The 13,964-nt window shown below is 43.1% G+C and carries 16 protein-coding genes; 10 read left to right on the forward strand and 6 right to left on the reverse strand.

The genetic code is table 11. The features are described from left to right. Positions 1 to 21 precede the first annotated feature (21 nt). From EWM62_RS05505 to EWM62_RS05520, 4 genes are all read left to right on the forward strand, one after another. A complete protein-coding gene (locus EWM62_RS05505) occupies positions 22 to 1,026 on the forward strand; it encodes a PorP/SprF family type IX secretion system membrane protein (protein ID WP_129875657.1) in 1,005 nt (334 codons plus the stop codon). Between the two features lie 11 nt (positions 1,027 to 1,037). Then, positions 1,038 to 3,014 (forward strand): OmpA family protein, encoded by a 1,977-nt coding sequence (locus EWM62_RS05510; RefSeq protein WP_129875658.1) that lies wholly within the window; start codon positions 1,038 to 1,040, stop codon positions 3,012 to 3,014. Between the two features lie 17 nt (positions 3,015 to 3,031). After that, positions 3,032 to 3,370 (forward strand): hypothetical protein, encoded by a 339-nt coding sequence (locus EWM62_RS05515; RefSeq protein WP_129875659.1) that lies wholly within the window; start codon positions 3,032 to 3,034, stop codon positions 3,368 to 3,370. A 222-nt stretch (positions 3,371 to 3,592) separates the two neighbouring features. Beyond that, a complete protein-coding gene (locus EWM62_RS05520) occupies positions 3,593 to 3,781 on the forward strand; it encodes a hypothetical protein (protein WP_129875660.1) in 189 nt (62 codons plus the stop codon). Here EWM62_RS05520 and EWM62_RS05525 read toward each other — a convergent pair. Together EWM62_RS05525 and EWM62_RS19240 are read right to left on the reverse strand one after the other, a co-directional pair. Continuing rightward, positions 3,778 to 4,074, reverse strand: coding sequence for a helix-turn-helix transcriptional regulator (locus EWM62_RS05525; protein ID WP_129875661.1), 297 nt, complete (start codon positions 4,072 to 4,074; stop codon positions 3,778 to 3,780). The genes EWM62_RS05520 and EWM62_RS05525 overlap by 4 nt on opposite strands. Positions 4,075 to 4,087: 13 nt before the next feature. Then, positions 4,088 to 4,243, reverse strand: coding sequence for a hypothetical protein (locus EWM62_RS19240; protein ID WP_162499785.1), 156 nt, complete (start codon positions 4,241 to 4,243; stop codon positions 4,088 to 4,090). A 101-nt stretch (positions 4,244 to 4,344) separates the two neighbouring features. Here EWM62_RS19240 and EWM62_RS05530 point away from each other — a divergent pair, with 101 nt between their 5' ends. After that, positions 4,345 to 5,406: a sensor histidine kinase gene (locus EWM62_RS05530; RefSeq protein ID WP_162499786.1), complete on the forward strand. Its 1,062-nt coding sequence runs from the start codon at positions 4,345 to 4,347 to the stop codon at positions 5,404 to 5,406. Continuing rightward, positions 5,388 to 6,107, forward strand: coding sequence for a LytR/AlgR family response regulator transcription factor (locus EWM62_RS05535; RefSeq protein ID WP_129875663.1), 720 nt, complete (start codon positions 5,388 to 5,390; stop codon positions 6,105 to 6,107). Before EWM62_RS05530 ends, EWM62_RS05535 begins: the two co-directional genes overlap by 19 nt. 4 nt (positions 6,108 to 6,111) lie before the next feature. Here the strand turns inward: EWM62_RS05535 and EWM62_RS05540 are convergent, their stop codons facing one another. The 3 genes from EWM62_RS05540 to EWM62_RS05545 all read right to left on the reverse strand — a co-directional run bounded on the left by EWM62_RS05540 (position 6,112) and on the right by EWM62_RS05545 (position 10,472). Continuing rightward, positions 6,112 to 9,099, reverse strand: a complete 2,988-nt coding sequence (locus EWM62_RS05540; protein WP_129875664.1) for a lantibiotic dehydratase — start codon at positions 9,097 to 9,099, stop codon at positions 6,112 to 6,114. A gap of 57 nt (positions 9,100 to 9,156) precedes the next feature. Next, positions 9,157 to 9,300, reverse strand: a complete 144-nt coding sequence (locus EWM62_RS19245; protein ID WP_162499787.1) for a hypothetical protein — start codon at positions 9,298 to 9,300, stop codon at positions 9,157 to 9,159. 134 nt (positions 9,301 to 9,434) lie between these two features. Beyond that, positions 9,435 to 10,472 (reverse strand): heme-binding protein, encoded by a 1,038-nt coding sequence (locus EWM62_RS05545; protein ID WP_129875665.1) that lies wholly within the window; start codon positions 10,470 to 10,472, stop codon positions 9,435 to 9,437. 310 nt (positions 10,473 to 10,782) lie between these two features. Between EWM62_RS05545 and EWM62_RS05550 the strand changes: the two genes are divergently transcribed. Both EWM62_RS05550 and EWM62_RS05555 read left to right on the forward strand, forming a co-directional pair. Next, on the forward strand, positions 10,783 to 11,055 hold the full coding sequence (locus tag EWM62_RS05550) for a hypothetical protein (protein WP_129875666.1): 273 nt from the start codon (positions 10,783 to 10,785) through the stop codon (positions 11,053 to 11,055). Further along, positions 11,052 to 11,525 carry a helix-hairpin-helix domain-containing protein gene (locus EWM62_RS05555; protein ID WP_129875667.1) on the forward strand — a complete coding sequence of 158 codons (474 nt, stop codon included), beginning with the start codon at positions 11,052 to 11,054 and terminating at the stop codon, positions 11,523 to 11,525. Before EWM62_RS05550 ends, EWM62_RS05555 begins: the two co-directional genes overlap by 4 nt. 21 nt (positions 11,526 to 11,546) lie before the next feature. On the opposite strand, the gene EWM62_RS05560 is transcribed toward EWM62_RS05555, so the two are convergent. Further along, positions 11,547 to 12,056 (reverse strand): DinB family protein, encoded by a 510-nt coding sequence (locus tag EWM62_RS05560; RefSeq protein WP_129875668.1) that lies wholly within the window; start codon positions 12,054 to 12,056, stop codon positions 11,547 to 11,549. A gap of 234 nt (positions 12,057 to 12,290) precedes the next feature. Here EWM62_RS05560 and EWM62_RS05565 point away from each other — a divergent pair, with 234 nt between their 5' ends. Further along, on the forward strand, positions 12,291 to 13,199 hold the full coding sequence (locus EWM62_RS05565; protein ID WP_129875669.1) for an ABC transporter ATP-binding protein: 909 nt from the start codon (positions 12,291 to 12,293) through the stop codon (positions 13,197 to 13,199). Further along, positions 13,196 to 13,957: an ABC transporter permease gene (locus EWM62_RS05570; RefSeq protein WP_129875670.1), complete on the forward strand. Its 762-nt coding sequence runs from the start codon at positions 13,196 to 13,198 to the stop codon at positions 13,955 to 13,957. The genes EWM62_RS05565 and EWM62_RS05570 overlap by 4 nt, the downstream gene beginning before the upstream one ends. The last annotated feature ends 7 nt before the right edge of the window (positions 13,958 to 13,964 follow it).

Below are 13,964 nucleotides of genomic sequence, written 5' to 3' on the forward strand. Positions count from 1 at the left end.
TCACCTAACAAATATCTACACATGAAAAAAGTAACCATCATCATCATAGCGGCGCTGCTCCAGGTTGGGGCAGCCCACCGCTTAATGGCTCAAATAGATCCCCACTTTTCGCAATACTACGCATACCCGCTATACCTTAACCCCGCTTTAACCGGGGTTATTAACGGCGACCTGCGCATTAACGGTAATTTTAAAAACCAGTATGCAAACATCAATAACGCTTACCAAACCGGCGCGCTATCTGTTGATTACCGGCCTACTGATAAAGTGGGGCTTGGCTTTAACGTGATAAACCAGGCTGCGGGCGATATTGGCTATAATTACTTTGCGGCATACGGCTCCTTTGGTTATGCTATTGCCGTATCAAACGATGGGTTTAAAAAGCTAAGCTTTGGCGTGCAGGCCGGCATTATAAACCGTGGCTTTGATGCAAGCAAAGCGCAATATGGCAGCCAGTATAACCCCTCAAGCGGTTTTGACCCCACAATGCCCAGCAACGAGAATTTCCTGAATACTAATGCCACCATTTTTGATGCCGGCGCAGGTATTTTTTATTACGATGGCGACCCGCTGCACGGCGCTAATTTTTTTGGTGGTGTAAGCGCGGCACACTTAACAAGGTCAAAAGACCCGATATCAATGAACACCGGTGTAGCTAATGTATTACCTATCCGGTGGACGGCACATGCGGGGGTACGCATCAAGGCCAATGATTACTTCGATTTTATACCGCATGCCATTTATATGCGCCAGCAAAAAGCCGAAGAAAAGGCGGTAGGCGCGTATTCTGAATTTAAGATAAACAGCGAGAAGGGGCTGATACTGGGCGGCATGTACCGGTTTAACGATGCCGCGGTGGCTAATGTGGGTTACCACGTAAACAGCCTTATCATCGGCGCCAGTTATGATTTTAACACCTCATCGCTAAACCGCGCAACCTTTGGCCAGGGCGGTTTAGAATTATCTATAAGTTACGTTTTCAGAAGGCGGATACAAGAGCCCGAACCTATTTGCCCAAGGCTTTAAACTTTATCAATATGAAAAAGATACTTACAATAATACTAATTATTACAGCCTGTACGCCGGCTATGGCCCAGTACAGTAAAGATAACCCCCGCGCACTGGGCGATAAAGCCTTTAACAACAAGGATTGGTACGAGGCCGCTTATTATTACCGCAAGGCTGCCGAGGGGATGAGCCTGGTAACGCTGCAATCGATACCGTATAGCGGGGGTGGCAAATCTGCAAAGGCTGCCGCTAAAAGCGGCAACCCTGATGACAGGGCTTATATCTGTTACCGGCTGGGCGAATCGTACCGCGGGTACGAGAATTACCTGGAAGCCGAGCCCTGGTATTTTAAGGTGATAGAAGAGAATAACGAGGCTAAATATCCGCTAAGCAGGTTGTGGTATGGTGTATGCCTGCGTGCCAACCAGTATTTTGACGAAGCCATAAAGCAGTTGACACAGTTCAAATTATCCTATAAAGGCGAAGCGCAATACATTGCGATAGCGGAAAAGGAAATAAGAAATTGCAGGTTCGCTAAAGAGCAATACCAATACCCCATATTGATAGATGTGGCTAAACGCAAAGGATCATGGAACTCGGATGGATCTGACTATGCCATGTGGCAGCGGGATGGGAACACCTATTTTACTTCATCCCGGTTTGTAAAGGATGAAAAAACCCACGTAAACCGCATTTATACAATGGCCAACCAGGATGCCGGCCAGCCAACAGTTATAAAATTTAAAAGCGACGAAAATATAAAAGACCTGGAATATGGTACGCCTGCCTTTACGCCCGATGGGCAACGCATGTACTTTACCCGCTGGTATAAAGTGGGAAGCAAGTCTACCTATGCCATTTACTCCAGCAAAATGGAAGGTACAGATTGGGGAACCCCGCAAAAGCTAAACTCCAATGTTAATGCCGATGGTTTTAATGCCATACAGCCTTTTGTCACTGCTGACGGCAAACAATTGTATTTTGTATCTACCAAGCCCGGCGGGCAGGGTGGCGATGATATATGGGTAGCCGACCTGAACAGCGATGGCAGCCCTATCAACTCGACCAACCTGGGCAGTGTCATCAACACCTCTATGGATGAGCAGGCGCCTTATTACGACGTGCAGAACAAAAGGCTGATCTACAGCTCGAAAGGTTTTTTGGGTTTGGGTGGATTTGATTTTTTTGAAAGTTTTAATGCAGATAACAAGTGGAAAATCCCCGCAAATATGGGCTACCCCATGAACTCGGCTAAGGATGACCTTTATTATGTACCTGATAACGCCGATCAAAACAAATTTTATATCAGCAGCGACAGGGAATCTGACTGCTGTTTAAACCTGTTTGAGGTGATGGATAAACGGCACCTGCTTACCGGCATAGTGGTCGACTGTGATACCCGCAAAGCGTTGCCGGGTGTTAAAGTGAGCTTTGTCGATTCACTAACCAGGCAAACCATTAAACAGATAATTACTGATAAAACAGCCCGCTACAGTTTTGATGTTAAAACCAGCAGGCCGTACAATTTAGTGCTCGAAAAAGCCGGGTACTTCAGCAAAGTACTGCCCGTTCCCGCATCGGGCGAAATGAAGGGCGATACTTTATTTAATGCCGAGATATGCTTGCAGGCCTTTAAGGTTGATAAACCCATCGTGATCAAAAACGTGCTGTATGATTATGACAAAGCAACGCTTCGCCCCGAATCTAAAACAGTGCTGAACGAACTGGTAACCATTATGAAGGATAATCCCCAAATAAAGGTTGAACTGGCCGCGCATACCGACTCCAAAGGCAGCGACATGTACAACTATAAATTATCGCAAAGGCGGGCCCAGGCGTGTGTAGATTACATTATTAGCATGGGAATTGACGAAAGCCGCATTTATGCCAAAGGTTACGGCGAAAGCAGACCGATAGCGCCAAATACACTGCCCAACGGCAAGGATAATCCCGAAGGCAGGCAGCTGAACAGGAGGACAGAGTTTAAAGTATTAAAATTAGAATAGCAGGAGAGGAACATATCATGAAAAACAACGCAATTGCTTTAACCAGGCCAAACCTTAAAACCAAAGGCTTTTCAACACATCATATCGATATTTTCAGCTGGATCTTATTGGGTAAAACCAATCGCGAAATAAATACCATGCTGGGATATACAGAGCGTTCGCACGCGGTGGTAGATCATTCGCGCAAGGTAATGTATAAATTGCTGGCGCTTGAAGAATTATGCCGTATGGATTATAATGGCCGTGTTATTTACCCGCGCAGCTACAACTTTTGGTGGAAGAAGCTGCTGGATAAACACATGAAAACTTTGCTATCGGTAGCCATAGCGCCCGGTTTTTACGAAACCGACAAATAAGCCTCAGTTTTTACTTTGGATATAGGGTTAATACAGCCCGGTGCTGTTATCAACACGCCGGGCTTTTTTATTGTTTACCGGAGCGGGCATGCCATGCTATACTTGGCATTATCAAAATAATAAGCAGGTGATATTACAGTAATACTTAGATTGGCTTAGGCCATATAAAAATGGTTCATTAAAGATACAGGCAATGGCGCCGCCCTTTTTGATGGAATTTTTATGAACAGCAAAGATTTTATTATCGGCAAATTAAAGCTAATACAAAAAAAGCACCCTTCTTATTTTAAGGAGCACAACGTATCGATATTAGATTGTGTAGTAATAAAAGGTACAGACGCGGCATTTATAACCATTACCAACAGCGGGTTGCCTTTTGATATTAAATGGATGATAGTTACCCTTAATTAAGCAGCGTTATTAGCGCGTAGATCGCCGGGGGCATGGTGCATGCCTGTCTCCAGGAAATTTAATACAAAATCACTAAGTTTTATCCCATAGAAACTGCATATGCGCGAACAGTTGTTCATGGATAGGTTTACCCTGTTGCTCTCCCACTCAATGTAGGCATTCCTGCTTATTTCAAAGCAGTCGGCTACAAATTGCTGTGAGTAGCCGTTAGCCACCCTCAGCTTTCGCAAAGCAAGGCCAATATCCAGGTTTTGCGCTTCGGTACGCACCATAGTTTTAGTATTGCCATTCATAACCTTGTTATAATTACGATCGGTTTTTTACTGCGCCTACAAACGATGTTATAGTCATTGATGTTGCTGTAGGGTCGGTAGGGAAACCGCCGGGTAAACCAGCTTTTTTAGGGAAATTAAATAGCGCTGTGGCTTTTAAAGTGGGTTTTTTGTTAAATTTAGTCGGCATAATCTTGGGGTTTTCTTAAAATTATCCGACATCAGAACCCCAAAAAAAAATATTATCCCAACCGCGATATGCACATGGCAAACGGTTATATTCGCATGGTTATGAAAAGAAAAGTGATCTTACAACATGCAGTTGCATGGGCAATTTTTATGTTTTACGAGGTAACATCTATATACCTTGTAAGAGGAATGGCAGGGGCACTTTCAGATTATGTAGCTCATTATATCCTTAACATATTATTATTCTACATTAATGCCCGCATCATTACGGGCAGTGGCTCCGTCAGGAAAAAGATCGGCCTCATAGCTTCCCTGGTACTTGGTTATATGGCTGTTAATTTTGTAATGAACACCATGCTGGAGTACTTTGCTGTTCAAATACTTCGCCCCAGTAGGCCCATAGGTTATTTTTTTGTGGCCAGTTTCTGGCGTTGTTTTTATTTTTTAGGGCTAAGTACAGTGTATGCGTTTTCTGTTAACCTGATACGATCGACCAAAAAGATAAACGCGATGCTTACCGAGCAGATGCAAAAGGAAAAAGATCAGATACTTTTACAGAACGAGCTTTTAAGCGCTAAAAACGGGCTGCTAAGGGCACAGATAAACCCGCATTTGTTTTTTAATACGTTAAATTTTATCTATAATTCTGTATACAAGCTATCGGCTACCGCCGGGGATGCGGTTATGCTTTTGGCCGATATTACAAGGTTTTCGATAGCCAATACAGATACTGACGGGAAAGTGTACTTGGAAGATGAACTGGTTAATATCGATGACCTGATTACGCTTAACCAGATCCGGTTCGACTCTAAGCTACAGGTACATTTTGTTAAAGAGGGAGATTTTAAAGACCTCAGAATAATACCGCTGGTGCTACTTACCCTGGTAGAGAATGTGTTTAAATATGGCGACCTGCAGGATAAGGATCAGCCGGCTCTGATCCAGATCAAACAAATGGACGGCTTTGTTCACTTTGCCACACGTAACAAAAAGGTTTTTGACAGTAAGGAAATATCAGGCTCGGGCATTGGTATCAACAATTCTAAAAAACGCCTGCACCAGGCTTACCGCGATAGTTTTAAACTGAGGGTGAACGAAACAGATGACCTTTTTTATGTGGACCTTACTATAAATACTGATTGCTTATGCTTCGTTGCTATATAATTGACGATGAATTGCATGCTATAGAGCTGCTTACCGATTATATTGATAAAACGCCCGGCATAAGCTTAGCAGGGTCAAACCAGGATTCGGTGAAGGGTTTACATGAAATATTGAACAGCCCGCCCGATGTTTTATTCCTGGATATTGATATGCCCCTTTTAACCGGGCTTGACCTATACACCATGGTAGGCGATAAGCTTAAAGTAGTATTTACTACCGCTTTTGCCAGTTACGCCGTAAACAGTTACGAATTGCAGGCTGCCGATTTTTTGCTGAAACCTATAAGATATACCCGGTTTTTAGCTTGCATAAATAAATTACAACAGGATTTTGAACAAAAGGCATTACCACGACAGGGCAAGCCAGATCATATATTTGTACAAAGCGGGTCTAAATCCAAGATCATTAAATTAAGGTTCGAGGATATCATTTTTATTGAAAGTATGAATAACTACCTGAACATACATGTAACCGGCCAGCAGCACCATGTTGTTTACCTGTCGTTAAAAGATCTGCTTGAACAACTGCCCGATACCGATTTTCAGCGGGTTCATAAATCATATATTATCAATTACCGCAAAATAGTTACCATTGAGGGTAACCGTATATTTTTAGAAGGTTTCCCTGCCATTACGGTTGGGGCACAACACCGCGAGGAGTTTTTTAAAAAGATAGGGGAAAACCTTGTTAAGAAAAAGTAAGAAACTACTGATGCAGTTTCTGGCGTGTTAGTTCAAACTGGTGCATTAGTGCGTAAACAACCATTTCCTGCTGCCTCATATCAGTCGAAAAGCAACGGTTCATATGCATATGAACAATATCGGCCAGTAGCTGCTCATTAAAAAGTTTATTATTCGTGGTAATAATGCCCAGCGTTTTAAATAGTTCTTTTTTGTTTTGTATCGATTTGATGTTGCTATAAAAAAAGGCATCATTAAGCAAGCCCGCCGATTGGTTTTTTAACTCTCTCTTTTTTTGATCGAGAGATATTTTCAGGCTTTTTGAGCCGCCAAATTCTTTAAAAAGATTTTCTTTAACATTATTCAGGAACCGGCCCCTGGCTAATGCATCGGTTATGCAATAACAAATAATACCGTAAGCAACAGCAATTGCGGCGGTATAAGCAGGATAAGGTATAGTTAATTTTGGGTTGAACTTAAGGAAGTTAATAACAATGCCGGTGCTGATGCAAAAAAGCTGTTCGGCCAGGGGTATTACCCGGGGCGGGTAACGCTCCAGCTCACGTTCGTAAGTTTCAATTTTAGCCCCGTTTATTTTATTGATCTTTTGAAGCTTTTGTAATACAGTGTGAACAGCCTTTGTTAATTTACCTGTGGCATTTGCCACAACCTGCATCCGTACCCGTAAATGCGGTTCGGGATCGCGGTAACGAACAAAAAACCACTGATAAATAAATAATTTATTTTTTTGAGTGATAGCGGCTATTGCCAGGAGTACACTATCGGCATTAAACTCCTGGCAGTAAATTTTATAATATAACCATTCCCCGCCGGGTAAATGCAGCCGTTTTACTGTTTGTTTTTTTATTATAGCAGGCTTAACATAGTTGCCGGTATAAACAGCCTGGTTATTTATTACCGATGCTATGAACTGGTTTGCATAGGTGCGGCCCTGCTTATCGGTTACAGCCCCGCCATAATCGTTTTCTTTGAAAACTTCCTTAAAAATGGGCCGTTCTTCGCTACGGATCTCTGACAGAAGCATCTCTATGCTCTGCCTGTCGTTTAAATCGAACATCAGGTACTGATCCGAGCGTACCAATGCAAACAGGTTAGGTAAACCTATGCACCCGGCTTTTTTCACAAACCAATTATACCCGGCTAAAGCGTTTTGTGCGGGTATTGCCTTTAGTGTGTTTTTATCGGGCACCCATGTAGCCGGGTACAGGATACAGTTTTTATAGGTTACCCGCGGGTAATACTTTAACCCCGGAAACAGATTCATCATATCCAGCCCCCAGGTATGCTGTACGCCCTGGTATTGCAAATCGGCAAGGAAACGGAAAACAGGCAACTCGCTTCGCTGGAAATTGTACGCCGAGCTTAAACGGGGTATAACACGTTTTTTTGACCCGGTACGCCACAGCAGTATTTCGCCCTGGTGTATGGATATAAACAGGTCAGACAGGCTGATTTGCGTATCAGCAGGTAATGCAGAGCCTGTTTTAATAGGAATTTCAAATGGCCAGACAGAGCGCCGCCTGTTAATATTATCTACATGAGCATCAGAAAGGAAAGCAAGTTCTGCAAAATCAACATCGGGATTGGTACAGGTTTCTTTGCGGGCGATATTTTGGCAATGGTGTAATATCTCGTTATTAAGCGGGGTAAACCTGCCTGTTAAAGCAGTAGCGCTTACCCCACCCGCCTGTTCAATAAACAGCTGATCATTGTATACCTTAAATACTACCGATAAGCCGGGTGGCGGCTTTAGTGCACGGTTAGGCAGTTTTTCAAGGTCTTCATCATCAATAGTTATTTGTGCAGCGTTTTTATGCCATTTGTTCATCAGCATTTGCTGCAGCTCGCCCCACTCTATGCTTACGGGTAATGTATCTTCTACGGTAAAATTAAGATCGCGGGCAAGCGAATCCCCATTTACAGGCCGGGCCAGGTCTGCGTATGAGATACCGGTTTCCGGGTCTAATGCTACCATCAGCGGAACAGCTTGCCTATCAAATTTTTTAACAAAAGCGCTTTTGAAATCAGTTAATGCCTTGTTTTCTGCGCCCGGCGATATTTTTTGCAATACCGAAAAGGCAGCTTGCAGATCGTTGTGCCAAGCCGCCGCAGGCCCGCCTTCGGCATGGCGTTCAAGGTTAGCGTAATATTTTACGGTAATGCCTGTTTCAAGAGCAAACGCGGCCGTGTTTGCAGGCAGGGTTACCGTGTCCCTTTCGTTTAAAGGTGAATTTTCTAATATCTTATTATCAGGTATCAGGAATGAACCCTGACCGGGAAATTTCTTTATCCGGCAATAAAGGTCTTCGCCGGTAATGTTGGGCTGAAACGCTGGCTCTAACACTTGTAAATTTACAAGCTCGTGCAATAATTCGCGGGCATCTTCTTCATCCAGGCCCAGGCGTTGTGTTAGGTAGGCTAATATACTTTCATTTGGTTTTTCCCTTTTGCAAAATAATACAATATGGTTAATAACAGTGTTGTTTTGCAGCTTGTGTATAGTAAAATTAAAAGATGTGGATTGTTGCTCTTCCCTATACAGGTAACGGATATCCTGTCCGGTATGATAGGTGGATTGATTGGCGCGTAGGCTTTTATACATGTTTGGGGCTGCCACACGCTTATACATATCAAGCACATTTTCCATATCGGGCGATATGTGCAAATTATACCCCTGCGTTGTTAATACTACGCCGGTTTTATTATAAGGTTGCTTTATAAAACTGAACGACGAAAACGCACCAAACGGGGTGGTACGGTAAGCCATCCTGTTGGCATATTTTTTTATCGAGAAAAGTGTTTTGGCTGATAGTTTTTCGATGCGGAAATCGTGGGCTGCAAGTTCGCTGTATAACGAATTGCTTGCCAGAAAAATGGCTGTACGGAAATGCCCGTTAGCAAGCAGGCCCCGAATAGATAACCGAATATATTCCTCGTAACTCAGAAATGGTGTCCTTAAAATAAGCTCGGGTAATATTTCAAAAGAAAACATGATCAAAGCTATAAACACCGGTCACTTTGTAATAATACGCTTTAACAGTGCGCAAAATTAGCTAAAGTATATAATGGCATATAAGCCAAACACAGCGGGGAAAGATGTGTTTGCAGTGCATGCATCTTTAGTTTGCTGTTGGGTAAGCAGTTGCAGGCTATTATCGGGTGTTTCATGCGCCCGCTTCATCACCTTTTCCATCGATATAAAAACCCTGATAAAAGGCAGGGGATGTGTTTAAATAAAGGCTGGCCGGTTGTAAAATTGGCCAGTTACGTAACATAACAATAAGGCGCACGCTTATCGCGTGCGCCCGTGTAGCATGGATACTGCTGTTATAACTGAGGAACACCCGGAGTATCTCCCGGCATTTCTGCTGATAGTTTCATCGCGTTTGCGGTAGCCGGTTGCGGCTGCATGCGCTTTAAGGTACTTATGGTAATGTGCGGCCAGATAATAGGTGTTACCGTGTTGGTTGATGGAAACACCAGGTTTATAACCTGTGAATATTGTAAAAGCTCGGTCTCGGTACCACCGTTAATGTTTTCTATCCAAAAATTAGCATCCATTGATGTAGCTGTAACGTTAGTTTGAATAAAAGGGATATTAAGGATACCACCCGTTGCATCGGGGTGTTTGGTAGACATGTTAATAGTTGTCATATCCGTTACAGACCCGCTCCCCACAATGCTGTCTAAAGTTGATTTCAGGAATATGTTGGGGTCAACCTGGTTAAACTCGTCAAACTGCGGGGTCCCGGTTATCTGGTCGTTATATCCAAGCATTGCAGCTTTGCTGCCATCCAGGTTTACACCTTTAGCAGATAGCTGGTCAAAAAAGCTTGTGCCGGGGTTATTTTGCTGCGACGATTTCCCCAGGGCCAGCAGTACGTTGCCATGCGGAATAGTGCCTAACCGGGCTATATTATAGCCGCCGTTTTCATTGGTTACGTACAGCATCAGTCCGGTTTCGGCGTGTATCACGGTGTCTTTTCCAAAACCTCTTTTATGGCAAAAATCAGTATCGCAAACACTTACTATCTGCTGCTCATAAAATACACCGAAGATCTCCTGGTCAAACTGTTTCCCGTTAAGTACGGGCCCACGGTTGCCGGCATGTACCGCTACCGATGAAAATTTAAGGTTTTCTTTGTAAGGGATAACCTCGTAGGTGAAACGGGGTACCCCGGGTACCGATATTACGTTCCAGCCGCTTGCAAGGTTCTTTAGCGAGCCATCTTCGCCGGTTGTTGTTAGCACAACGCTTTCCCATTCGCCTACCAGTTGCTTTAAGGGCCCAAGGTCTATTTCGGTTAGTGTATCGGCGGGTACAAAGCTTGCGCCCATGCCAAAACGGTTAAGGTTTTCTGTCATTTGTGGTTTACTTTATGGTTGAAAATTGTTTTAAAATGGAATAACTGATGCCCACCTGTGTTGATTGCGGAGGATACTGGCACTTTAGCTTGTAAGCGGTAATTGTGGGGCATCGTAATAGAAATTGCTTTAGGTTCCTAAATGTACCTAAAGCGATCTCTATTATTCGCAAATATTTGTAAAAAAGGCATTTATATGTAAGGCTTACAGGGTGTTTTACCCCTTCAAATTCAAATATCCAAGTATAGAAACTAAAAAAATTAGTATTTATAATAAAATATTGTAAAATATTTTTGATTTTTGTTACAGCATGATAAACAATACTAATATAATTAACGACGCAAGGGCCTGGCTAAAACGCAAACATGGCCCTGATGAAGTAATACGCATTGTTTTGGATGTAGAAAGTAAAGCAGCAGAGCTTTGTTACCTGTTATATACTGCATATGATGAGCAGCCCGATTACTTGGGCCGGGTATTATTTGATGTGCAGGGCTTTTGGATATATGATGGTGATATCCTCACCGTTACAGAACAGGAACAGGTGGCTAAGTTTATTATCAATTACCAGGAAGTACTATGAAGAAAGCCATTAATTACCGCCTCACCGAGGCGGAAAAACAGGATTTGAAAGCAAGCAAAGTGAGTCAAAAAATGCTGCAGGATCTGGCGCCCGACGAGATCGCCGCCTTGCTGAATGCTTCGCCCGGGCGTGCAAAAGAATTACAGGCACTTGCAGAATTTCAAAGTATCCCCTCGCTGGGTATTAACTTTGCCGAAGAACTTATTAGCCAGGGTTATTTTTCACTGGAGCAACTTAAAGGAAGGCCTGCCGCAGAACTTTTTGACGCGTATGAACGCCATTGCGGTGCCTGGGCCGATCCATGCGTGGAGGATTCGTACCGGTTATTGGTGCATTACATCGAAAACCGTGATGATACAAAACGTTGGTGGAACTTTACAGCCGAACGAAAAGCTTACCGTGAACAAAACGGTTTCCCCGCAGACCGGCCCGGTACGCCATGGTACCAAACTGAAAAATACTTAAAATAATTATGAGGGCCCGTAATTATTTTACGCTTCTCCGTAAGTTTTGTCATCTGCCGAAGGCCCGTAGATAGATGGCACGGCGATATTATTAAGGCGCATATAAACAGTTAGCTGGCCGCGATGGTGTACCCAATGATTTAAAGTAGAACTGATCTGCTCTTTCTTAGTGGATGAAAATAGGGTTTGGCCGTTAGCTTTCAGCTCAAATGGTTTATCCAGGTCGCCTTCCGTTATATTTTGCAGGGCTTGTTTAGCCTCGGCAAGGTTGTTATGAAAATGCTCCAGTACCTGCTTTGTTGTTTTGGCGTCGATATGTTTAAATGTAGCAAAATCGATTTCAGGGTCGCGTGCTATAAAGGCGATCCATAAAGGTATCTCGGCCACCAGCAGGGTAAGGTATCCTAATTCCATTGACTTTTCGTGTGGTTTCCAGCCAAATAATTCTGGCGGTATGCGTTCCAGGCACTTTTGAGTTGATGGGGTTTCGGCTTCCAGTTCGCGCATATATTCTTCTGCTAAAATCTTATCATTCATCGGATTGTGTTTTTAATAATAACAGCGTCCGTTACAAATAGTTCAAAAAAATGCCCGGAACAGGGAATGGGGTTGAAATAATGCACAAGTTAATGATATATATTGTAACATATCTGTTACAATATATATTAATACACTACTATGTATTGCATAATACTAAACAAAGCATATATCTTTGTTATGTAATAGTACAACCCATAATTGCTGTATTTACTTACGTAACAAATAATACATATGCATACACCAATTGTTAGTATGAACGATCTTTCGTTCAGCTATACCAAAGGCTCAAAAATACTGCAAAACATTAGTCTTGAGGTTAAAGCCGGCCAAATCTATGGCTTCCTGGGGCCAAACGGATCGGGTAAAACTACAACACTGCGGCTGCTTTTGGGGCTGCTGAAGAAACAGGAGGGCAGCATCAAGATATTTGGTAAAGATATTCAAACCTCCCGGATAGAAATTCTGAAGGAAATAGGCTCTCTTATCGAAAATCCATCGGTTTATGGCCATTTAACCGCTAACCAGAATTTAGAGGTTTACCGCGAAATTTATAACTGTAAGAAAGGCCGGCTGGATGAAGTGTTGCATACTGTAGGCTTGGCTGATGTAGGGGGCAAGGCGGTTAAAAACTATTCCCTTGGCATGAAACAGCGTTTATCTATAGCCCTTGCTTTGCTGCCGGGGCCAAAATTGCTTATCCTTGATGAACCCACCAACGGCCTCGACCCGACAGGCATCATCGAGTTGCGCCAGCTCATCAAAAATCTAAATAAAGAACATGGCATGAGCATTATTATTTCAAGCCATAACCTATCGGAAGTAGAGAAGATAGTTAGCCATGTAGGTATTATTTTTAACGGCAAAATGCTGTTTCAGGGGGCGTTAGATGAACTGTACGATGTGCAGAAGGCGCAAACCAGAGTGCTTATTAATACATCTGATAACGACCGCGTTATACAACTCTTACATGATAAAGATGTACAAAGGGATAACAACATGCTCTCGTTCGCATTTGAAGGTACCGAGGAAATGGCTGCAATAAACAGGACACTGCTAAACAGCAACATCGATCTTTATCACCTGCAAAGGCTTGATCCCAACCTTGAACAATTATTTATAGCCTTAACAACCAAATCATGACACTTTATACTTCTTTTCGCTCGGAAATACTTAAAACCAAAAAAAGTTCTGTTTGGCTGCTTACAGTATTGGGCGCAGCTATTGCACCTGTAGGGTTATTGATCAGCTTTAACAGTGCCGACGGTATACAGAAACTTCAGGGCCAGCCCTGGGCCAAATATTTTGCCGATGGACGTATGTATTCCTCGGGTATTTTTCTGCCGTTTTTCATCATCCTATTGTGCACTATTTGCGCGCAGATAGAATACCGCAACAACGCCTGGAAACAGGTGATGAGCAGCCCGCAATCGTTCGGGACTATTTTCTTTTCAAAGTTTCTTGTCATTCAGTTTTTTATATTGTGTTTTATCATACTGCATAACGCTCTTATACTTGTTTCGGGCGCTGTACTATACATTATTGAACCCAAAACCGGTTTTTTAAACCACGCGCCGGATTGGGGCTACCTGTTGCCACAGATAGTGAAATCATATTTGCTGGTATTGGCCATGTCAACCATACAGTTTGGGATAGGCATAAGGTTTAAAAACTTTATACTCCCTATCGGGGTAGGGTTTGTATTTTGGGTAGTAACCATGATCATGGCAGAACATTACGCCGGAGGAATGGAGTACTTCCCCTACGCATACTCTTTTGTTGGTTCCATGGCCGATTTTGAGAAGTTTGTCCCGCAAGCATTGTGGGGTTCTGTTGCCTATGCTGTTATTTTCCTTGGCCTGTTCTTCGCATTATTTACTTTAGATAAAGAGAAGGGATAATATCCTG

It is taken from the genome of Mucilaginibacter terrigena (genome assembly GCF_004168255.1).
GTDB classification, from domain to species: domain Bacteria; phylum Bacteroidota; class Bacteroidia; order Sphingobacteriales; family Sphingobacteriaceae; genus Mucilaginibacter; species Mucilaginibacter terrigena.